15 protein-coding genes, 1 pseudogene and 1 riboswitch are annotated in these 21,909 nt (G+C 47.5%); of the genes and pseudogenes, 14 read left to right on the top strand and 2 right to left on the bottom strand.

The window, feature by feature from the left end; translation table 11 throughout:
- The first annotated feature begins 157 nt into the window (after positions 1-157).
- The 3 genes and pseudogenes from AC4EHK_RS13405 to metH all read left to right on the top strand — a co-directional run bounded on the left by AC4EHK_RS13405 (position 158) and on the right by metH (position 6,439).
- Positions 158-859: pseudogene (locus AC4EHK_RS13405) on the top strand (DUF6920 family protein).
- 125 nt (positions 860-984) lie between these two features.
- Positions 985-1,089, top strand: a riboswitch (SAM riboswitch).
- 72 nt (positions 1,090-1,161) lie between these two features.
- Complete coding sequence (locus AC4EHK_RS13400) at positions 1,162-3,021, top strand: bifunctional homocysteine S-methyltransferase/methylenetetrahydrofolate reductase (RefSeq protein WP_490979288.1); 1,860 nt, start codon at positions 1,162-1,164, stop codon at positions 3,019-3,021.
- Positions 3,002-6,439 (top strand): methionine synthase, encoded by a 3,438-nt coding sequence (gene metH, locus AC4EHK_RS13395; protein ID WP_490979287.1) that lies wholly within the window; start codon positions 3,002-3,004, stop codon positions 6,437-6,439. Before AC4EHK_RS13400 ends, metH begins: the two co-directional genes overlap by 20 nt.
- A 415-nt stretch (positions 6,440-6,854) precedes the next feature.
- On the opposite strand, the gene msrB is transcribed toward metH, so the two are convergent.
- Complete coding sequence (gene msrB, locus AC4EHK_RS13390; protein WP_490979286.1) at positions 6,855-7,994, bottom strand: peptide-methionine (R)-S-oxide reductase MsrB; 1,140 nt, start codon at positions 7,992-7,994, stop codon at positions 6,855-6,857.
- Positions 7,995-8,271: 277 nt separating this feature from the next.
- Between msrB and AC4EHK_RS13385 the strand changes: the two genes are divergently transcribed.
- The gene (locus AC4EHK_RS13385; protein WP_490979285.1) at positions 8,272-9,279 is read left to right on the top strand and encodes an LLM class flavin-dependent oxidoreductase; all 1,008 of its coding nucleotides are present in this window, start codon (positions 8,272-8,274) and stop codon (positions 9,277-9,279) included.
- A gap of 58 nt (positions 9,280-9,337) precedes the next feature.
- The gene (locus AC4EHK_RS13380) at positions 9,338-9,469 is read left to right on the top strand and encodes a hypothetical protein (RefSeq protein WP_490979284.1); all 132 of its coding nucleotides are present in this window, start codon (positions 9,338-9,340) and stop codon (positions 9,467-9,469) included.
- Between the two features lie 159 nt (positions 9,470-9,628).
- Here AC4EHK_RS13380 and AC4EHK_RS13375 read toward each other — a convergent pair whose 3' ends face one another.
- Positions 9,629-10,657 carry an NADP-dependent oxidoreductase gene (locus AC4EHK_RS13375; RefSeq protein WP_490979283.1) on the bottom strand — a complete coding sequence of 343 codons (1,029 nt, stop codon included), beginning with the start codon at positions 10,655-10,657 and terminating at the stop codon, positions 9,629-9,631.
- Between the two features lie 184 nt (positions 10,658-10,841).
- Between AC4EHK_RS13375 and AC4EHK_RS13370 the strand changes: the two genes are divergently transcribed.
- From AC4EHK_RS13370 to nagB, 9 genes are all read left to right on the top strand, one after another.
- Positions 10,842-11,966 (top strand): NADH-dependent flavin oxidoreductase, encoded by a 1,125-nt coding sequence (locus AC4EHK_RS13370; protein WP_490979282.1) that lies wholly within the window; start codon positions 10,842-10,844, stop codon positions 11,964-11,966.
- Positions 11,967-12,053: 87 nt separating this feature from the next.
- Positions 12,054-13,187, top strand: coding sequence for a M20 family metallopeptidase (locus AC4EHK_RS13365; protein WP_490979281.1), 1,134 nt, complete (start codon positions 12,054-12,056; stop codon positions 13,185-13,187).
- A gap of 235 nt (positions 13,188-13,422) precedes the next feature.
- Positions 13,423-14,271, top strand: coding sequence for a MurR/RpiR family transcriptional regulator (locus tag AC4EHK_RS13360; RefSeq protein WP_142829166.1), 849 nt, complete (start codon positions 13,423-13,425; stop codon positions 14,269-14,271).
- 131 nt (positions 14,272-14,402) lie between these two features.
- On the top strand, positions 14,403-15,287 hold the full coding sequence (gene murQ, locus AC4EHK_RS13355) for an N-acetylmuramic acid 6-phosphate etherase (protein WP_490979280.1): 885 nt from the start codon (positions 14,403-14,405) through the stop codon (positions 15,285-15,287).
- Positions 15,288-15,311: 24 nt separating this feature from the next.
- Positions 15,312-16,691 carry a PTS transporter subunit EIIC gene (locus AC4EHK_RS13350; protein ID WP_490979279.1) on the top strand — a complete coding sequence of 460 codons (1,380 nt, stop codon included), beginning with the start codon at positions 15,312-15,314 and terminating at the stop codon, positions 16,689-16,691.
- A gap of 74 nt (positions 16,692-16,765) precedes the next feature.
- Complete coding sequence (locus AC4EHK_RS13345; RefSeq protein WP_490979278.1) at positions 16,766-17,818, top strand: DUF871 domain-containing protein; 1,053 nt, start codon at positions 16,766-16,768, stop codon at positions 17,816-17,818.
- A gap of 199 nt (positions 17,819-18,017) precedes the next feature.
- Positions 18,018-19,934, top strand: a complete 1,917-nt coding sequence (nagE, locus tag AC4EHK_RS13340; protein WP_490979277.1) for an N-acetylglucosamine-specific PTS transporter subunit IIBC — start codon at positions 18,018-18,020, stop codon at positions 19,932-19,934.
- 64 nt (positions 19,935-19,998) lie between these two features.
- Positions 19,999-21,159: an N-acetylglucosamine-6-phosphate deacetylase gene (nagA, locus tag AC4EHK_RS13335; protein ID WP_490979276.1), complete on the top strand. Its 1,161-nt coding sequence runs from the start codon at positions 19,999-20,001 to the stop codon at positions 21,157-21,159.
- Positions 21,160-21,164: 5 nt separating this feature from the next.
- Entirely contained in the window at positions 21,165-21,905 is a 741-nt protein-coding gene (gene nagB, locus AC4EHK_RS13330; RefSeq protein WP_490979275.1) for a glucosamine-6-phosphate deaminase, read from the top strand.
- Positions 21,906-21,909: the final 4 nt, after the last annotated feature.

Here is a 21,909-nt window from a genome sequence, read left to right as displayed (position 1 = left end):
ATACTCTCTTTTTGACTTTTTGTCCAGTGATTATTTAAAAATGATTTAATGCCTGTATAAACAGGTAAAGAAACAAAAAGGAGTGTTTGCGGTGGAGAAAAAAGATGAGCATGTAATCCATTCTGACCTTGCGGCTCCTGACAAACTAACGGAACAAATGGCAGAGTCTCTTCCATTGCCTGTGAAAAATTGGCTTTATGCAATTGGCGCTGTCGGTCACGAACAAATTGCGAGCGTCAGCTTCAAGCAACTTGGTTGGATGAAACAAAAGCCGGAGCAAAAAAAGTGGATGGCCTCGGAAGCCGAACAAACGAGCTTTACCGACCCGCCTGCATTCTACTGGTCTGCAAAGATGAAAATGGGAAAGGGATTATTCATTACGGGGAAAGACAGCTTTACTGCTGGCAAAGCCAGTATGCGGATCAAACTTGTGGGCATCTTTCCAATGTCACAAACTCCTGACAATGAGAAGACCAATGAGTCTGCGCTGCAGCGCTACTTAATGGAGTTGGCTTGGTATCCAGCAGCGGTGTTCAGTCCATTTATCAAATGGGAGCTCGTGGATGTGCACACTGCGAAAGCAACGATTACGTATGAGGGCTTGACCGGATCAGCAACCTATTTCTTCAATGAGCAAAGTAAGTTGTTGAGGGTCGAGGCTTTGCGCTATAAAGGCAGTGGCAAAGACGCATAACGACAGCTCTGCATCGGAACTATCAAAGAGCATCAGCAGGTAGAAAGATTGAAGATGCCCGTAAAAATGGAGGTCAGCTGGGTGATAGAGGGTAATACATTTACTTGGTATAAGTTTGATGTGTCAGAGATTCGATTTAATCCCAAAAATGCATCTACATTCTAAAAAATTCTGAAAGCAAAAAGTTTTTGCGGAATAACACAGAAATTTCATTGTTTTTCGACAGATTGCCTTGACCTGTTCCATAGATACAGGTACCATATTTAGAATACTTAAAACAGAATAGTGAATTCTTATCAAGAGAAGTCGAGGGACTGGCCCGATGAAGCTTCAGCAACCAGCCGAAAGGTCAGGTGCTAAATCCAGCAGGCAAGCAATTGCCTGGCAGATGAAAAGGAACGAGTTTGATATCGTAAAGCCTTCTTTTTCATGAAGGCTTTTTTTGTATATATGGGGGGTTGAGCAGGATGGGTTTATTAGACGAATTAAAGACCAGGATTTTGACGGCGGACGGGGCCATGGGTACATTGCTGTATTCGTACGGCATTGAGTATTGCAACGAGGAACTGAATTTGCAACGACCGGAAATTATTGAAAAAATCCACCAGGACTACATCAAAGCCGGAGCGGATATCATCCAAACCAACACATATGGAGCAAATGCAGCGAAACTGGCCCGTTACGGACTGGAAGAGCAAGTCGCGGACATCAACAGAGCCGCCATTGGAATCGCGAAACGTGCGGCAGCGCCAGGAGGACAATTTGTTTTCGGCACCATTGGGGGAATACGGGGAATCCGTAAAAGCGACGCTACGCTGCAGGAAATCATTGCGATGGTCGACCAGCAAGCCAATCATTTGCTGTCTGGAGATCCGGACGGCTTGTTGCTGGAAACGTATTACGATTTTGAAGAGTTGGCAGCAACGGTCAAGTATTTAAAAGGCATCACCGATACCCCGCTGATTGCCCAAGTGTCCATGCATGAGCCGGGCATCCTGCAAAACGGTATGTCGCTGAACGATGCCCTGCATCAGTTGGAGACGCTTGGAGCCGATATCGTCGGTGTCAACTGCCGTCTCGGCCCTCACCATACCATCCAGGCTTTTGAAGAAGTCACTTTGCCTGACAAAGCATTTCTTTCTGCTTATCCCAACGCCAGTTTGCTTGATGTAGAAGACGGACGAATCGTCTATGAATCGGAAGCGGATTATTTTGGCCGTGCCGCTTTGTTATTAAGAGAAGAAGGTGTGCGTTTGATCGGCGGCTGCTGCGGCACAACGCCGAAGCATATTGAAGCCGTGAAAAAACATCTCGGTAATTTGCCTCCGATTTTCCATAAAGAGGTAACAGCAAGAAAACCAATCATCATTCGTGAAGCAGAAGCATTAGAAGTGAAGCCGCTTCACGAAAAAGCCAAAACAGAACGAACCATTATTGTGGAATTGGATACGCCGCGCCATTTGGATACGGCTAAATTTTTAGAAGGATCCGTCGCTTTAAATAAAGCCGGTGTTGATGCCGTAACAATGGCGGACAATTCGCTGGCATCGCCGCGCATCAGCAATATGGCGATGGGCTCCATCCTCAAACACAAGGAAAACATTCGGGCACTCGCTCACATCACATGCCGCGACCGCAACTTAATCGGCCTGCAGTCGCATTTGATGGGGCTCGATGCGCTCGGGATCCATGATATACTCGCCGTAACAGGTGATCCAACCAAAGTCGGCGACTTCCCGGGAGCTACCAGTGTTTATGATGTGTCCAGCATGGAATTGATTCAATTGATTAAAAAGCTGAATGAAGGCATTTCATTTTCCGGCAAGCCGTTGCGGAAAAAAGCCAACTTCTCTGTTGCGGCAGCATTTAACCCGAACGTCCGTGTTTTGGACCGAGCAGTGGCAAGGCTTGATAAGAAAATCGAAAGCGGTGCGGATTATTTCATCTCGCAGCCGGTTTATACAAAAGAGAAAATCATCGAAATCCACGAAGCGACAAAACATTTGGAAACGCCGATCTTCATTGGTGTGATGCCGCTGACCAGCATCCGCAGTGCTGAATTCCTGCACAATGAAGTGCCAGGCATCAAACTGTCGGAAGATGCACTGGAACGCATGCGCGCATGCGGCGACGACAAAGACCGCGCCACTGCAGAAGGCATCCAAATCGCAAAAGAATTGATTGATACAGCAGCGGAGCTGTTCCATGGCATTTACCTCATAACTCCGTTTGTCCGTTACGATATGACCGTGGAATTGATTCATTACATTCGACAACTAGATCAACAGAAAGAGAGCGATCGCAGCCATGTCCAAACATCTTATTGAACAACAACTTGAAAAAAGAATCTTGATCATCGACGGAGCCATGGGCACGATGATTCAAAACGTCGATCTTTCTCCCGAAGATTTTGGAGGCGAAGAGTTTGACGGCTGCAACGAGTATTTGAATATTGTCCGTCCGGATGTTATCGAAGGGGTCCACACGGCTTACCTCGAAGCGGGAGCCGATATTCTCTGTACCAATAGCTTTGGCGGCACACCGATTGTTTTGGATGAGTATGGGATCGGCAGCCAGGCGGCGGAAATCAACCGGCGTGGAGTGGAAATTGCGAAAAAAGCAGCCGCTGCTTTTTCAACGCCGGAATGGCCGCGTTTTGTGGCGGGTGCTATCGGGCCGACCACAAAAACGCTGTCTGTTACAGGCGGTGCCACATTCGATGAAATGCTGGGAAATTTCTATGTACAGGCGAAAGCCTTAATCGAAGGCGGCGCAGATTTGATTCTCTTGGAAACAAGCCAGGACATGCTGAATGTCAAAGCGGCAACGATTGGAATCAAGCAAGCTTTTGAAGAAACCGGAATCGAGTTGCCGATCATGGTGTCAGGAACGATTGAACCGATGGGCACTACGCTTGCGGGCCAAAGCATCGAAGCCTTTTACATTTCAATCGAGCACGTGAAACCGTTATCGGTTGGCTTAAACTGTGCAACCGGCCCGGAATTCATGACAGACCACATCCGATCGCTGTCTGAGCTGTCGGACGGCTATGTCAGCTGTTACCCGAACGCCGGCTTGCCGGATGAAGAAGGGCATTATCACGAAACACCGGAATCGCTGGCGAAAAAATTGCGGGGCTTTGCCGATAAAGGCTGGCTGAACGTAGTGGGCGGCTGTTGCGGTACGACGCCAGCCCATATTCAAGCGGTGCGTGAAGCAATGGAAGGTCTGCCTCCGAGAAAACCGGATCCTGTCGATCACGGCCATGTGGTTTCCGGCATTGAACCGTTGCAGTACGATGAAACCATGCGTCCATTATTCATTGGTGAACGTACCAACGTCATTGGTTCCCGCAAGTTCAAGCGGTTGATTGTAGATGGCCAGTTTGAAGAAGCTTCTGAAATTGCCCGCGCGCAAGTGAAAAACGGCGCTCATGTTATTGACATCTGTCTGGCGAACCCGGATCGGGATGAAGTCGAGGACATGACCAATTTCATGAAAGAAGTCGTCAAAAAAGTGAAAGTGCCGCTGGTCATTGATTCCACGGATGAAGAAGTGATTGAAGTGGCGCTGAAATTCTCACAAGGAAAAGCCATCATTAACTCAATCAACCTGGAAGACGGGGAAGAGCGGTTTGATGCGGTCATGCCGCTGGTGAAGAAATACGGAGCGGCAGTCGTTGTCGGAACGATCGATGAGGAAGGCATGGCGGTTACGCGTGAGCGCAAGCTGGAAATTGCGTTACGGTCGTATGACTTGCTGGTCAACAAATGGGGACTGGCGCCGGAAGATATCATTTTTGACCCACTGGTCTTTCCAGTCGGTACCGGCGATCAGCAATACATCGGCTCTGCAGTGGAAACCATTGAAGGCATCCGCCTGATCAAAGAAAAACTGCCGCGCGCATTGACCATTCTGGGCGTCAGCAACGTGTCATTTGGTTTGCCGCCGGTTGGCCGTGAGGTATTGAATGCCGTTTATCTCTACCACTGCACGCAGGCAGGTTTGGACTACGCCATCGTCAACACGGAAAAGCTGGAGCGCTATGCATCGATTCCAAAACAGGAAATCGACATGGCCAATGAATTGCTGTTTACAACTACAGACGCCACTCTGGCTGATTTTACGGCTTTCTACCGTGATAAGAAGAAAGAAAAAACCGAGGACGACATCCCGAAAACGGTGCCCGACCGCTTGGCTTACTATATTATAGAAGGAACAAAAGAAGGCTTGATCCCGGATTTGGAAAAAGCATTGGAAATGTACGATGAACCGCTCGATGTCATCAACGGACCATTGATGACAGGGATGGCCGAAGTAGGCCGGCTGTTTAATGACAATCAACTGATTGTTGCCGAAGTGCTGCAAAGCGCAGGCGTCATGAAAGCGGCGGTTTCATTCCTAGAGCAGTTCATGGAGAAAAAAGAAGACGATTCCGGAAAAGGGAAAATCGTACTGGCCACAGTCAAAGGCGATGTCCATGACATCGGCAAAAACCTGGTCGAGATCATCTTGAGCAACAACGGCTTTAAAGTGATCGACGTCGGCATTAAAGTAACGCCGGCTACGTTGATCGAAGTGATCCGGAAAGAAAAACCGGACATGATCGGCTTATCCGGCTTGCTGGTCAAATCAGCCAAACAGATGGTCATCACCGCGCAGGATTTCAAGGAAGCAGGCATCGATGTGCCGATTCTGGTCGGCGGCGCCGCACTGTCGAGACGCTTTACGGAAACCAAGATTTCAGCGGAATATGACGGACCGGTTATTTACGCGAAAGATGCCATGCAAGGGCTGGACCTTGCGAACCGGCTGCAAAGCGGTGCAGGAAAAGCTGAGCTGTTATTGGAATTGGATGCCCAGCAGGAAAAACGCCAAGCTTCAGAAGCGGTGCGCGCAGCCAAACCGGCTGTTGCAGTTGCTGAGAAACCGGTCAAAATGGTTCGCGAAGATGTACCTGTCTACGTACCGAACGATTTGCGCCGCCATGTACTGAAAGATTATTCAGTGGCGCATTTGTATCCATATGTGAATATGCGCACTTTAATCGGCCATCATCTTGGGTTGAAAGGCTATAGTGAGAAAACCTTGTCGCAAGGCGATCCGCGTGCTGTAGAATTGCACGAACTGGCGACTAATTTCCTGGGCTCCGGCCTGTTGAAGCCATCTGGACTTTATCAGTTTTTCCCAGCTCAAAGTGATGGCGATGATGTGGTCGTTTATGACCCGAAAGACGCCAAAACGGAAATCGAGCGCTTCACCTTCCCACGCCAATCGGCTCCGCCATTCCTGTGCCTGTCCGATTACTTGAAATCTGTGGACAGCGGCGAAATGGATTACGTGGCCTTTATGCAAGTGACGGCAGGATTTGGTGTACGGGATGAAGCGACACGCTTGAAAGAACAGGGCAAGTTTTTGGAAAGCCATGCACTTCAAGCAACCGCGCTGGAACTGGCGGAAGGCTTTGCCGAGCGCATCCACCAGGAAATCCGCGACCAATGGGGCTTTTCAGATGCCACGGACTTCTCGATGCGCGAGCGCTTTGCTGCGAAATACCAGGGACAGCGCTTCTCCTTCGGCTACCCGGCTTGTCCGAGCCTGGAGGATCAAGCAAAGCTGTTCAATCTCATCAAACCCGAAGACATCGGTGTTCATCTGACAGAAGAATACATGATGGATCCGGAAGCTTCGGTATCCGCCATCGTTTTCGCTCATCCAGATGCCAGGTATTTCATTGTGGATTGAAGAGAAAAGCGAAAGCGCCCATGTAGATTCGACGGGCATAAGACAGACCAGCAGAGTGGCGTTCTTTGCCACGGCGCTGGGTTGGCTTATGACCCGAGAATCTGGGCGCTGGAGTCTGGACAAAAGAAAAGCGAAAGCGCCCATGTAGATTCGACGGGCATAAGACAGACCAGCAGAGTGGCGTTCTTTGCCACGGCGCTGGGTTGGCTTATGACCCGAGAATCTGGGCGCTGGAGTCTGGACAAGAGAAAAGCGAAAGCGCCCATGTAGATTCGACGGGCATAAGCCGCGGTAATCTGAACAACTAGAAAAAATTAGTAAAAGCAGGAACAGGAAATCGTGGATTTCCTGTTCCTGCTTTTAACATAAAGAAAAAAGGCGGCCAGCATTCAGCTGACCGCCTTTTTCGATAGCATCAATTCACTTTATCCAACAAGAAGCCATAGCCTTCTGCTTCCATTTCTGCTTCAGGAATAAACAGCAGGGCAGCGCTGTTCATGCAATAGCGCAGTCCGCCTTTATCTTCGGGGCCATCAGTGAACACATGGCCTAAATGGCTGTCGCCTGCTCGGCTTCGGATTTCAGTCCGTTTCATAAACAACAAACCGTCGTCGTGTTCGGTAACGACATTCGGGTCAATTGGCTTGGTAAAGCTCGGCCATCCCGTTTCGGAATCGTATTTATCCGCAGAAGAGAACAGCGGCTCGCCAGTGGTGATGTCGACATAGATGCCAGGCTCGTAAAAGCCATCGTATTCATTGGAAAAAGCGGGCTCTGTCGCGTCTTCCTGCGTTACTTCGTATTGAATGTCTGTCAATTGTTCTCTTAATTCTTCGTCACTTGGCTTCGGATAAAGCGCTGGATCGATCAATGATTGGGCATCTTCGCCTAACTCTTGTCCTTCCAGGCTATCAAACTCTACATGGCAATAGCCGTCTGGATTTTTTTCGAGATAATCCTGATGGTATTCTTCTGCCAAGTAATAATGCTCGAGCACTTCGACTTCAGTAACAATCGGGTCATCGTAACGTTCTTTCTCAGCTGCGACTACTTGATCGATAACAGCCCGGTCGGCTTCATTTTCATAATAAACACCCGTCCGGTATTGCTCGCCTCGGTCATTGCCTTGCTGATTCAAAAGTGTTGGATCGATAATCATAAAGTAATGGCCGAGCAGCTTCTCGAGATCCACACGTTCCGGATCGTAGCGGACATGGACGGTTTCAGCGTGCCCGGTATTTTCCCGGATCACTTCTTCGTAAGTTGGATTTTCGGTATTGCCATTGGCATAGCCGGAGGTGACGTCATAAACGCCGTAAACCCGTGCCATGTAGGCTTCGACTCCCCAGAAACAACCGCCGGCAAGCCAGATGTCCTCTAAGTTGTCGGTGTTAAAATCAAGGTCCACATTTGGGTTATCGGGATATTTGGAAGTACTTGTAGATGCTGTCTGTCCTGATGCGGTATTGCTGGAATTGCCTGCGCTTTCGGCTGAACAGCCCGCAAGGACGATAAGGAATACTAATAAAAATCCTATAAATAAACTCTTTTTCATATCAAATCTCCAGCCTTTCTTGTTGAGGTGTTCATGAGCCAACCATCGTCCATTTCCGAAAATGAGTCCAATGTGACGAAAAAAAGGAGATTGTAAGCGGTATCCTATCGTTTCTACCTTCAGTTTAATCGAATGCTTGTAAAAGAGGAACTGAAGCGGTTCGGAAAAAACTGATAATTTGTCCGGTTTGTCACAAATTCGATTTATGGGTTCACTGTAGTGGAGGAGCTTTTGATTCCCGTGCTAAGATGCAAGAACGAGTAAAGGGGGCAGACAGATGATTTCATTGAATATATTGGACTATTCGCCGATTGATGAAGGCGAGGCGGCAACGACATCTTTGAAGCAATCAACGCAGCTTGCTCAGCTGGCAGAACGGCTTGGGTTTAAGCGCTTTTGGGTAGCTGAGCATCATCAGGTGGCATCGGTAGCAGGAAGTACGCCAGAAATGCTGATGATGCATTTGGCAACGTCTACCGAGACGATCCGCATCGGTTCGGGAGGCGTCATGCTGCCGCATTACAGCGCCTACAAAGTTGCGGAAAACTTTCGAATGCTCGAAGCATTGCATCCCGGCCGCATTGATCTGGGCATCGGCCGTTCCCGCAGCTACCGGATGGTCAACGAAGCGTTGAATGAAAGCAAAACCAAGCGGCTGTCTTATGACCAGCAATTGGTGGATCTTCAAAAGTATTTTGCAGATGACACCGTCAGCGAACACCGTTTCCAATCACTTCAGGCCATGCCGATTGTCGATACGGCGCCAGAGTTGTGGCTGCTTGGAACCGGACAAGGCAGTGCCCGGCTTGCAGCTGAAAAAGGAATGGGCTATGCATTTGCTCATTTTGCGAAGCCATCCCGGCAAGGAGTGGAAGTGGTGGATGCGTACCGCGCGGAATTCCAGCCATCGCAGTTTTTAGCAGAACCGGAAGTAATCATCGCGGTTTTTGCAGTCGTCGCCGAAACAGAGGAAAAGGCCGAAGAGCTGGCCGCCGCGTTCGATTTGTGGCTGCTGTTTGTCGAATCCGATTCACCGCCTCCTTATTATCCATCTATCGAAACAGCAAAAAAGCGCGGCTTTAGTGCAAGCGAGAAGGAAAAAGTTAAGCGCAACCGGCAACGCATGCTGATCGGCACCGCCGAACAAGTAAAAGCACAGATCGAAGCGATTGCCGAGCAATACGCTACAGACGAAATCACCATCATTCCCAACATTTCTGGAGCCGATAACCGAATGACCGAACTGCGTTTATTAGCCGAAGCATTTAATCTTCCTGGAAAATGAAACCATTTGTGCCTTTGCTGCGTATAAAGTAAAAATGCAGAAGGGACGGAGATGGCGGATGGAAATCGAAACGAAAGCGAAGGAAAAGAAAGAGAAGAAAGATCGTTGGTGGATTGTCGATGTGATGGATTTCTTTGAGTTATTTTTCTTTCTTCCACGTTTGGTCTTGCGCTTTTTCAGGGATTGGTAAGGGGATTTTTGGGGTTTAGAAAGTATTGAGCAGCTTGTGGAAAGTATTTGGGGCCAAATAGAACGTATTTCAGCTGAAATGGAAAGTATTTGGCTGCCAATAGAATTTATATCCAATTAAATGGAAAAAAGCCGCCCGGGTAGGCGGCTTTTCATCATCTTATAGCTTCGCGAAATCAGGATCAGCGACTTTCACCAATTGCTTGCCAAGGTTGGTGCCTTTAAATAGACCAAGGAAAGCTTCCGGCGTGTTTTCAAAGCCTTCAACGATTGTTTCGTCGTATTTCAATTTGCCTTCCTGGAGCCATTGCGTTAATGCGGCAGCGCCAGTCGGGAAGTCTTTTGCATAATCGCCGAGCGTGAAGCCTTTCATCATTGAGCTGGTCTTGATGAATTTCCATTGCATGCGTGGACCGACGTCTTCGCCAGGTGAATTATAAGACGAAATCGAACCGCACAAGGAAATGCGGGCATTGTTGTTCAGTTCATTGATGACGGCGTCTGAAATGTCTCCGCCGACGTTATCGAAATAAACGTCAACACCATCAGGAAGCGCCTTGATCAAATCTTCTTTAAAGCTGTCTTTTTTATAGTTGACCGCGGCGTCAAAGCCGAGCTCGTTGATCAAGTAATCGACTTTGTCATCCGAACCGGCGATGCCGACAGCGCGTGCACCTTTAAGTTTGGCAATCTGGCCAACGATGGAACCTACTGCACCAGCTGCGCCTGAAACGACGACGGTTTCGCCTGGCTGCGGGTTGCAAATATCCAACAAGCCGAAATAAGCAGTGAGTCCTGTCAAACCAAGGACACTCAGGCGTGCCGTAATCGGTGCGGCAGATGGGTCAACTTTTTGCAATTTTTCAGGATCCGCGACTGTGTATTCAGCCCAGTTAAGGTTGCCGTTGACGATATCGCCTTGTTTGAATAAATCCGAATGGGATTCAACCACTTCGGCAAGAACGCCGCCCACCAGCACTTGATTTAATTCGAATGGCGGGATGTACGATTTTACATCTCTCATCCGTCCGCGCATGTAGGGATCTACGGAAAGGTAAAGAGTCTTCAGAAGCACTTCGTTTTTGCCGGGTACAGGAACTTCTTTTTCAACAAATTTAAAATCATCGTTGGTTGGCATGCCTTCAGGACGATTGGCCAAATGGATTTCTTTATGTGTTTGAGTTGTCATGGAAAATTCCTCCTAATGTATGCGAATTCGATGAAAAGCGTACCACTGGAATGGAGGACGGTCAAAAATAATGTACCGGAAAAAGGGAGCGAGCGTGTATTCTTGATTCCTTAAAATTCATATGCTATTTTGAAATACCGAAGCCTTTCGGAAGACTATTAGATTGCAGAAAAGAGGAAGTCCATTGAATCCACTATACAAAGAGTTATTTGAAGAAATCACGTTGCCAAATGGTATCGTATTGAATGACCGTATGGGCGTAGCGCCGATGACAACTTATTCAGGAAATGAAGACGGCACTGTTTCAGATGAAGAATTGACGTACTACAACCGACGCGCTGGCCTTGGCAGCTTGTTTATCTCGGCATGCATCGCGGTTTCAGAAAACGGCATTGCCTTTCCGAACCAATTTATCGGCTTTGATGACAGCGCGATTCCGCGCCTGACGCAAATGGCCAATAATATGAAATCAAAAGGCAGTAAAGCAATCCTCCAGATTCAGCACGGCGGACGCCAAGGGCAGCCAGCATTGATCAAAGCAAATGAAACCGTAGCGCCAAGTGCCGTACCCGGCGAAGCAGGCAAGCCAACTCCTCGCGAGTTAACACAAGCCGAAATTGAAGCCATCATCGAAGATTTTGGCGAAACGACGAGACGCGCAATCGAAGCCGGCTTTGACGGCGTAGAAATTCATGGTGCCAATACGTACTTGCTGCAGCAGTTTGTTTCCACAGCAACAAACCAGCGTCAGGACCAATGGGGAGGCAGCCTGGAAAATCGCTTGAAGTTTCCACTGGCTGTTCAGAAAAAAGTACAGGAAACCGTTGCGAAATATGCGGATGAGCAGTTTATTGTCGGCTACCGCTTGTCGCCGGAAGAAAACAACGAAACGACAGTTGGCTATACAATAGAAGATACCAAAGTCTTGGTAGAAGAATTGATTCAGCACGGCATTCATTATATCCATGTATCGCTAATGGAAATCATGAAAGCACCAAAAGGCGCGGAACAAGGCAACAGCATTGTCCGCCTCTTGGCAGACCACATTAACGGGCGTGCGGCTTTTGTTGCAGTCGGCAGCGTGAAAACACCGGAAGATGCATTAACGGCGTTATCAGAAGGCGCGGACATCGTAGTAATCGGCCGCCAAGCGCTGATCGATCCTGAATGGACAGACAAAGTGAAACAAGGGAAAGAACAGGAAATCCATCCGGTCATCACACCGAAAATGGTTGGAAAACTGGACATCCCTCAAAACATGTGGCATTTGATCACTTCATACGGCATGGTTACCGTTTCAGATCAGTAATATCTTAAGCCCTTGGCACCCCAATTTGTTTGAGGTGCCAAGGGCTTTTTTTGATAGAATAAAGAAAAGCCATGGGGGACAGCGAATATGAGAGAGTTTATTCAAGCAAATCAGCAGCCGATGTTGGAATTGATAGAGAACCTGGTCAATATCGACAGCGGTTCTTATTTCAAAAATGGCATCGACAGAGTAGGAAATGTTTTGGCTGAGGAATACAAGTTGATTGGATTTAAAACCGAAGTACACGAACAACAAGTATTTGGAAACAACCTGGTTATTCGACACCCAGAAGCAAAAATGCCGGAAATCGTTCTTCTAGCACATCTTGATACCGTATTTCCAGAAGGAACAGCAGAAGTACGGCCTTTCCATATTTCGGAGGATTTAGCCCATGGACCGGGTGTCATCGATATGAAAGCCAGCCACGCCACAGCTTTGTTCGCCATCAAGGCGTTGGTAGCAAGCGGCAGCGAGGCTTATAAAAACGTGGTCCTGATCTTGAATACAGACGAAGAAATCGGCTCCATCGCTTCGCGCAGCCTTATTGAAAAAGTTGCAGCCGATAAAAAATATGCGCTTGTACTGGAGCCAGCACAGAACGGGCAGCTCGTTAGTGAACGCAAAGGCGGGGGCAAGTATTTCCTGAAAGTTTATGGGAAGTCCGCGCATGCCGGCATCGAACCGGAAAATGGTGCAAGCGCCATTGAAGAACTGGCTCGGAAAATCCTTAAGCTGCATGCCTTGAGCGAACCTGACAAAGGGATCACCGTAAACGTTGGTTTGATCAAAGGCGGAACGTCCGTCAATACGATTGCGCCTTTTGCGGAAGCCGGGATTGATTTGCGGATTGAAACACCGGAAGATGGCGAACGTTTGGACCGTGCCATTAAGGAAATTTGCAGCTATACCGAAACGCCGGGGACGACCGTGGAATTGACTGGCCATATTACCCGGCCGGCGTGGGTATTGACAGAAGCTGCACAGAAATTAATCGACGTGATCGCCGAAGAAGGTATAAAACTTGGCATCACGCTGTCTCATGAACGGAGCGGGGGCGGATCAGATGCTAATTTAACATCACATATCGGCATTCCATCGATTGATGGATTGGGTCCAGTCGGCGGCAACGCCCATGAGGAAACCGAGTATTTGGTGGTTTCTTCGCTGGTCGAGCGCACCTTGCTGCTGGCGAATGTTATTGAGCGATTGAGTCTGAAATAGAAAATGTTAATGCTTGAATTCAACTGAAATCACTCATTTTATACTGGACTTTCGTGTATGCTAGAGAAGTTGCACTTATGTTCTTTAGCTCCGAACTAAGCTATGGCCAAAGTGGTGAATAAAAGGTTCAGCTTACACAAATAAGTTGAAAGAAACAGTAAGTATTACGCACCACTTTCAGCTTGGAGACATGTAATCAGTTAACATCAGAAACAGAATCACAGGGGGTTCAAAGATGACTTCTTTGATGCAAAAAATAAAAGAAGTGCTGCCGCAGTTATCAGAGGCAGAGAGGCGGATCGGCGAGTACGTTTTTGAAAATCCGGAAGCCATCCCACACATGACCACGAAAGAACTGTCGAAAAAATCAGGAGTCAGCGAAGCGACCATTATCCGCTTTTGCAAATCGATTGGCATCGGCAGCTTTAAATCTTTCAAACTTGCACTTATGAAAGACTTAACCTTAACGGATACCAACCTCACTGATTTTTCGGTATTGAACAAAAAAGACTCTCCATACGATCTTTTTCATAAAGTGATCCATGTCAACAAATCCGCGATTGAATCGTGTGCGGACTCGATGGACCGAAAAGAATTAGCGAAGGCGGTTGAAGCGATTCAGCATGCCGGAAAAATCGTTTTCTTCGGTGTTGGCGGTTCATCCACTGCGGCTGTCGATGCTCAGTATAAATTTACGAAACTCGGCTATCATTCGATCACTTCTCTCGATTTTCATTACATGCTGTCAGTGATTCCACATCTGACGGAAAACGATGTGTTTGTGGCAATCAGCACGTCCGGAAAAACAAAGGATGTCTTAGAACTTACGCGGTTTGCGCAGAAAAAAGGGGCGACTGCCATCGCCATTACGACGCTCAGCAAATCACCCTTGTACAAAGAAGCGGACATTCGCTTGTGTACACCGAATGTGGAACAGGATTTTCGTATTGGCAGCATTCCTTCGCGGATGACGCAACTGACCGTAATCGATACCTTATATATGAGCATTTTCCATCATGTTGGCGAAAAGGTTTTGCAGCAATACTATGATGCCCGCAGTGAAATGGAAAGCTTAAGAAGATAAAGAGCTGATGGTTCGGCTCTTTTTTTACTAGATTTAATGAAATTTAAATTCATTATTATATCAATTTATATTGACTTTAAATTTCTTAAGGATAAAATGAAATCAAGAAATAAATGTAAAGAGGTGATCCGATGCTAGAAAATTTATCCACAGAAAAGCGCAACACCAACACCATGAAGATGGATGAAATGTCAGTGCTGGAAATATTGGAAACCATGAACCGAGAAGATCGAATCGTTCCAAAAGCGATTGAAAACGAACTGGGAAACATCGAGCAAGCGGTGCAAAAAACCATTGCTTCCTTTGAGGCTGGCGGCAGATTGATTTATATCGGCGCCGGAACCAGCGGACGCTTAGGAATTCTCGATGCAGTTGAATGTGTTCCAACTTTCGGCGTCTTGCCTGAACAAGTAGTCGGGATTATTGCTGGGGGTGCAGAAGCGATCAAAACTGCGATTGAAGGCGTCGAAGACAAAGCGCAATTTGGCATGGATGATTTAAAAGCGGTTTCTTTAACGGCGAATGATACCGTCGTCGGCATTGCAGCTAGCGGCCGTACACCATACGTCATTGGGGCACTTCAATACGCCAAGCAGATCGGCGCAGCGACCGTTGCACTTTCGTGTAACAAAACAGCCGAAATCAGCAACTATGCCGATACAGCGATTGAGATTGAAACGGGAGCTGAAGTATTGACCGGTTCAACTCGTCTGAAGGCGGGAACCGCCCAAAAGCTTGTACTGAATATGATTTCGACAGCTGCGATGATCGGCGTTGGCAAAGTCTACGGCAATTTGATGGTAGATGTCCAGGCGACTAATGAAAAACTGGTAGAACGCTCCAAGCGAATCATTATGGATGCTGCTCAAGTTGATTACGAAACTGCTCAGCGTTATTACGAAGGAGCAGATGGCCACGTAAAAACGGCAATTGTCATGAGTTTGCTGGATTGCACGAAAGAACAAGCTATCGCCAAACTGGAAACAGCTGGCGGCTTTGTACGAAAAGCTTTATAACACTCGGGGGAGCGGAGGGGTAATATGAAAAAAGAACAGCAGATGGCGCATGACATTCTCGCAAAAATCGGGGGAAAAGAGAATGTTAATCAAGTAGCACATTGTATGACGCGATTGCGTTTGTCGATCAAAGATGACAGCAAAGTGGATTTAAATGAGCTGAAGCGTGTGGATGGCGTAATGGGTGTCATCGAGGACGATACACTCCAGATTGTCGTAGGTCCGGGTACAGTCAATAAAGTTGCTGCTGAAATGAGCAGTGAAACCGGATTGGCAATCGGTGAAATGGCAGACGTCGATGAAGACGATATGGATTTCACGGAAAAAGCCGCTTTGAAAAAAGCCAAACTGAAAGAAAAGAACAAAACACCATTCAAACTTTTCCTGCGCCGTGTTGGTAACATCTTCATTCCACTGATTCCAGGTCTGGTAGCTTCAGGGATCATCAATGGAGCAGCCAACTTTGCGAAAAATGCCGGAGTGGACGCGACTGAAACATGGATGCAAATTTTATTGCTGCTTGGAAGCACCGTATTTGCCTATTTGGCTATTCTGGTCGGATGGAACACAGCGAAGGAATTTGGCGGAACACCAGTACTTGGTGCGATTGCAGGAGGAATCCTGTTCAACCCGATGTTGGCGGACATCGTCATTTACGGAGAGCCGCTGGTTGTCGGCAGAGGCGGATTATTCGGGGTTATATTCGCAGCTTGGCTAATGACTTTTGTTGAAAAAAATGTTCGCAAAGTGATGCACAGCTCAGTCGATATTTTGTTTACACCCCTCATCACACTATTGGTTGTTGGATTCTTCTCACTTTATGCGGTAGTACCGGTCGCAGGCCTCTTATCTGATGCTATTATGACTGTTCTAACCTCTGTACTTGATGTTGGCGGCGTATTGGCAGGCGGCGTCCTGGCTGGTTTCTTCTTACCACTTGTAATGCTGGGCCTGCATCATGGATTGACGCCAATCCACTTGGAGCTAATGAACACTGTTGGCGCTACAGCCTTGCTGCCAATTTTGGCGATGGCTGGAGCGGGACAAGTTGGTGCTACAATTGCCGTATACGTTAAAACAAGAAATCAGCGTCTAAGAAATATTATCAAAGGAGCACTGCCAGTTGGTTTTCTTGGCATCGGTGAGCCGCTGCTTTACGGCGTGACTTTGCCGCTTGGCCGGCCATTCATTACGGCTTGCATGGGTGCTGCCTTTGGCGGCGCATTCCAGGCAGTGATGCATACGGCAGCACTTGGAATCGGGGTATCAGGAATTTCATTGATTCCATTGATTGCTGAAAGCCAATACCTCTGGTACTTTGTTGGCTTAATCGTAGCCTATATTTTTGGATTCATTTTCACTTATTTATTTGGATTCAAAGAAGAGATGGCAGAAGGAATTTGAGGAAGAGGGAGAGAAATCTCCCTTTTTTCTTTTAAATGAAAAGGACGAGATACACTGGAAAGGGAGCTGACAGAATGCGTGGAATTTCAGTTTATTTGGGAGACGATTCGTTTCAAGGGCTATCGCCTTATATAGAAAGGGTTAGTAAGCTCGGGTTTACTTCCATTTTCACTTCGCTGCATATTCCTGAAGACGATCCACTTCTCTATAAGGAACGGCTGCAGCAATTGGGGCGGTGGGCACTGCAATTTGATATGGAACTGATGGCGGACATCGCGCCGCAGTCGTTGGCTCATATAGGCTTTGGCTGGGACAATGCAGAAGGCTTGCTGGAATGGGGAGTGACGGGATTACGGATTGATTACGGAGTGGACGATAATGTAATTGCCGCACTGTCTCAAAAGATGAAAATCGCTTTGAATGCCAGTACATTGACGAAAGCTGGACTGGCTGCTTTGACTCGCGCAGGTTTGCAACGGGATGCTGTCGAAATGTGGCATAACTTCTATCCACGGCCGGAAACCGGTTTGGAATCCAGCGAGTTTGTGAAAACCAATCTGTGGTTGAAAAGCGAAGGACTAATGGTCATGGCTTTTATTCCAGGAGATGGTCTTCTTCGCGGACCTCTTCACTGCGGCCTGCCAACGCTCGAAGAACATCGGGATGTGAGTCCATTTAAAGCGTATCTGCACTTGAAGGCAGATGGAGCAGTAGATAAAATTCTGATTGGCGATATTACACTTAGCGATGAGAGCCTATACCAATTTTCCGAGTTTCACAAAGGAACAATTCCATTGCGGGCAGAACCACTGGTGGAGGTGGCGCCTTTGGACATCCAAACCAATCGATGGGACGCTGCCCGTGACTGCATCCGTTCCATCGAGTCGCGCCAATACGGCTTGATTGGTACCCATTTATTGGAGCCGAACAATACCATTTCCCGGTACACAGGCAGTATCACGATTGATAACAAGCGCTATGGCCGCTATCAGGGTGAGTTACAGATTACTAAAAAAGATCTGGCTGCAGACGAAAAAGTGAATGTCATTGGTAAAGTTATCAATGAAGACTTGGAATTGCTGCCATATATCAAAGGTGGAGTGAAATTCCAGATAAATTGGATTTGAGCAGAAAGAGCATTTTATGAAAACTGGGAGCCTAAAAGCTTTCAGTTTTTTGCTTTTCGAGCGACTTTATTCCTCGAAACTCTTAAGAAAAAAGAAGTAACCGCTTACTTTATTTTTATTATTTGCTAAATTGGTATAGACAACTATACCGATAGCAGATATAGTGAAAATTAAGAATACATAAAGGGGTGGAAGTTTTATGTTTGGTTTTCTGCAAAAAATAGGGAAATCGTTGATGTTCCCAATTGCTACGTTGCCAGCTGCGGCTTTGTTGCTGCGTTTTGGACAGGATGATTTGCTTGGCATTCCGTTCATGTCGGCAGCAGGTGCAGGTATCATCGACAACTTGGCAATTATCTTTGCCATCGGGATTGCGATGGGACTTGCTCATGATGGCAGCGGGGGAGCGGCGTTAGCTGGTGCCATTGCTTATCTCGTATTGACTTCGGCGATTGTTACAATCAATGAATCGATCAACATGGGCGTATTTGCCGGTATTGTATCCGGTATTGTCGCAGGTCTTTTATACAATAAATTTTATAATGTTAAATTTCCGCAATGGCTAGCCTTTTTCGGCGGCAGGCGATTTGTACCGATTATTACCGCGGCCGTCATGACGATTTTGGCTGGGGTGTTGGGTTATGCATGGCCGCCAATCCAAGAAGGCATTGACAGTGCCGGTGACTGGATTTTGAATGCGGGGATGTTTGGCGTTGGTGCCTACGGTTTCCTGAACCGTTTATTGTTGCCGACTGGTCTTCACCATGTTATTAATACTGTTGTATGGTTTGATTTTGGTACTTTCACTGATGCGAGTGGAGAGGTGGTACGTGGAGAAATTAACCGCTTCTTGAGAGGCGATCCAACGGCAGGACCCTTCCTGTCCGGTTTCTTCCCGATCATGATGTTCGGTTTGCCAGCAGCATGTCTTGCCATGTATGCCGCAGCTAAAAAAGAGCGCAAAGCCCTTGTTGGCGGAATGCTCTTCAGTATCGGATTCACCTCATTTTTGACAGGAATTACAGAACCGATTGAGTTTACATTCATGTTCTTGTCGCCTGTTTTGTATGTGGTACACGCATTATTGACCGGTGCTTCGATGATGGTCGCTTATGCTTTAGATGTGCATCATGGTTTCGGCTTTTCTGCTGGTGCCATTGACTACGTCCTGAACTATGGACTGGCTACCAACCCGCTGATCTTGTTGGTGATGGGACTGGTTGTTGGAGTTATCTACTTTGTAATCTTCTACTTCCTGATCGTTAGGCTGGACTTGAAAACACCTGGACGTGAAGACGAAGATGAAGAAGGTGCAGAAAATGTGGGCTCAGGCAGCAACGCTGTTGATTTTAGAGCATATAATACGATTGAAGCATTGGGCGGCCCAGGAAATATTGTGGCTGTCGAATATTGCACGACGCGTTTGCGCATGACAGTCAAAGATTCAGAGCTTGTAGATGAAAAAGCCCTCAAGCGCCACGGGGCAATGGGTGTTATGAAAATAAATAAAACCAATGTGCAAGTGGTTATCGGAACAGCTGTTGAGTTTCTGGGAGATGCCATGAAGCCGCGTGTAGCAAACGGCAATCCGGCACCTGCAACTGGAATGGAAACTGCCGCTGTTGAAGAAACTGCCAGCGAAGAACCGGCCATGAAAGAAATTATTGCTAAGGATTTTGAAATGCCGATTCAAGGGAAAATGATTCCGTTATCAGAAGTGCCGGATGAAGTATTTGCAAAAGGCATGATGGGACCTGGTTTTGCCATCATTCCATCTGGGAATATCCTTCATTCACCGGTTGATGGCCGTATTGTCAGCGTATTCCCAACCAAGCACGCTATCGGCATCGAGACAGATACAGGAATTGAAATTCTGATTCATGTCGGGTTGGATACCGTCAAACTGAAAGGTGAAGGTTTTGAGACATTAGTGGAGCAGGGACAATTGGTGCAACGTGGAGACGCCTTGCTGAAACTTGATTTGGATTTCCTAAACGCTAATGCTCCTTCTATTGCCACACCGGTTATTTTCACCAACTTAACCGAACAAAAAGTGACGATCATGAAAGACGGTTTCCAGGAACAAGGAAATGCATCTATCCTGAAAGTCGAATAATTAAAGCCGAAGAGCCAGGGACATCCATTGTGATCTTCCTGGTTTTTCGCAAGGAGTGGTTAAAATGACGAAAAGCATACTAATTTCCGGCGTCACAATAGCAGATGCGGTAGAAAAAGTTTTTATCGGGGACATCTTGATGGAGGATGGAAAAATAATTCAAACTGCTAAAAAGATTGAGATGCAGGCGGACATTCACATAGAAGCAGCCGGCAAAAAATGGACGGCGTTTCCTGGGTTTATTGATCTCCATATTCACGGTGCTGCCGGACACGATGCCATGGATGCAACACCGGAAGCACTGGCCGGCTTAGCCGGTGCTTTGCCGAAAGAAGGCACGACCAGCTTTTTGGCGACCACCATGACGCAATCCGACAACGCCATTTCAACAGCCCTGCAGAATATCCAAAAATTTCAGGCGCAAGATGGGCAGGCTGAAATGCTTGGTGTTCACCTGGAAGGTCCATTTCTTTCAGCTAAACGTGCAGGGGCGCAGCCAATTGAATACATTACAGAAGCCTCTTACCCATTATTCCGTAAATGGCAAAAGCTCAGCGGCAACCAGATCCGCTTAGTCACTCTTGCACCAGAAACAAAAAACGGAATGGTGTTTATTAAAAGGCTGACAGATGATGGTGTGATTGCATCGATTGGCCATTCAGATGCCACGCTAGAAGAAGTACAGACGGCCGTTCGTTCAGGCGCCAGCCATGTGACTCACCTTTATAATCAAATGAGTCCGTTCCATCATCGGGATCCTGGCGTGGTAGGTGCGGCTTTAATGGAAGAGGGGCTAATGGTAGAAATCATTGCTGATTTTATTCACAGCCATCCGGTTGCAGTCGAACTGGCTTTTCAGCAAAAAGGCGCAGAACGGCTGATGCTCATTACGGATGCGATGCGCGCAAAAGGACTGCCGCCCGGAGTTTATGATTTAGGCGGCCAGGATGTACAAGTTACCAAAAAAGACGCTCGCCTCGCCGACGGAACTTTAGCGGGCAGCGTTCTGACAATGGATGCAGCCCTTCGGAATATCCAATCGATCACGGACTGCAGTTTGAACGAGCTGGTAGCTATGACTTCTGCCAATGCGGCAACCGAGCTAGGTCTTGCCAATAAAGGCAAGCTACAGGCTGGTGCAGACGCCGATGTGGTAATTCTTGATGAAAATTATAATGTTCAACTGACCCTGTGCAGAGGAACAATTGCCTATACGAAGGAGTGACTGTAATGAAACTGATACGAGTCGAAAACTACGAAGAGATGAGCAGCAGCGCGGCGCAATTGGTGGAACAGCAGATCCTGAACAACAGCCATTCGGTTCTGGGGCTCGCAACCGGATCGACACCGCTTGGCCTTTACCAACAACTGATTCAAGGAGTCAGCGAACGAAAGATCTCCTACCAGCATGTCCAAACTCTCAACCTGGATGAATACCGCGGACTGTCGGGCGATCACCCGAACAGCTACCGCCATTTTATGAATGAAAAACTGTTTCTGCATATTGATATTCCTTTGGCGAACACCCATATTCCGAACGGCAAAGCCGTGCCAGTGGAAGTGGAATGCCAGCGTTACGAAGCATTGATTGATGAAATTGGGCCGCCGCATCTGCAGATTCTCGGCATGGGAACGAATGGCCATATTGGCTTTAACGAGCCTGGAACGCCAGAAACGAGTTTGACCCATTGCGTGCAGCTTGAAGCGTCGACGCGGAACAGCAATGCACGGTTTTTCAGTGACCGCGATGGCGTACCGACACACGCCGTCACGATGGGGATTCAATCGATTTTGAAAAGTGAAAGGATCCTTGTATTGGCTTCCGGCAAAAAGAAAGCACAAGCTGTAAAGCGATTTCTGGACGGACGCGTCAGCGAAGATTTTCCAGCTTCATTTTTATGGAAACACAATCATGTTACACTGATTGTAGATCAGGATGCCTATAGCCTGGCAGCGGCAGAAGAGGAGTGAATGC

This window comes from Planococcus sp. TJ-307, from assembly GCF_058268435.1.
The sequence above is the reverse complement of the archived record's forward strand: the minus strand, read 5'-3'. Positions and strand labels throughout refer to the sequence as shown.

Excerpts from the sequence above, each read along its gene's own strand:
- nagA (WP_490979276.1), top strand. The coding sequence starts at position 19,999 with ATGACGAAAAGCATACTAATTTCCGGCGTCACAATAGCAGATGCGGTA.
- AC4EHK_RS13380 (WP_490979284.1), top strand. The coding sequence starts at position 9,338 with ATGGAAATCGAAACGAAAGCGAAGGAAAAGAAAGAGAAGAAAGATCGT.
- metH (WP_490979287.1), top strand. The coding sequence starts at position 3,002 with ATGTCCAAACATCTTATTGAACAACAACTTGAAAAAAGAATCTTGATC.
- AC4EHK_RS13375 (WP_490979283.1), bottom strand. The coding sequence starts at position 10,657 with ATGACAACTCAAACACATAAAGAAATCCATTTGGCCAATCGTCCTGAA.
- murQ (WP_490979280.1), top strand. The coding sequence starts at position 14,403 with ATGCTAGAAAATTTATCCACAGAAAAGCGCAACACCAACACCATGAAG.
- nagB (WP_490979275.1), top strand. The coding sequence starts at position 21,165 with ATGAAACTGATACGAGTCGAAAACTACGAAGAGATGAGCAGCAGCGCG.
- AC4EHK_RS13365 (WP_490979281.1), top strand. The coding sequence starts at position 12,054 with ATGAGAGAGTTTATTCAAGCAAATCAGCAGCCGATGTTGGAATTGATA.
- nagE (WP_490979277.1), top strand. The coding sequence starts at position 18,018 with ATGTTTGGTTTTCTGCAAAAAATAGGGAAATCGTTGATGTTCCCAATT.
- AC4EHK_RS13350 (WP_490979279.1), top strand. The coding sequence starts at position 15,312 with ATGAAAAAAGAACAGCAGATGGCGCATGACATTCTCGCAAAAATCGGG.
- AC4EHK_RS13360 (WP_142829166.1), top strand. The coding sequence starts at position 13,423 with ATGACTTCTTTGATGCAAAAAATAAAAGAAGTGCTGCCGCAGTTATCA.
- AC4EHK_RS13400 (WP_490979288.1), top strand. The coding sequence starts at position 1,162 with ATGGGTTTATTAGACGAATTAAAGACCAGGATTTTGACGGCGGACGGG.
- AC4EHK_RS13385 (WP_490979285.1), top strand. The coding sequence starts at position 8,272 with ATGATTTCATTGAATATATTGGACTATTCGCCGATTGATGAAGGCGAG.
- msrB (WP_490979286.1), bottom strand. The coding sequence starts at position 7,994 with ATGAAAAAGAGTTTATTTATAGGATTTTTATTAGTATTCCTTATCGTC.
- AC4EHK_RS13345 (WP_490979278.1), top strand. The coding sequence starts at position 16,766 with ATGCGTGGAATTTCAGTTTATTTGGGAGACGATTCGTTTCAAGGGCTA.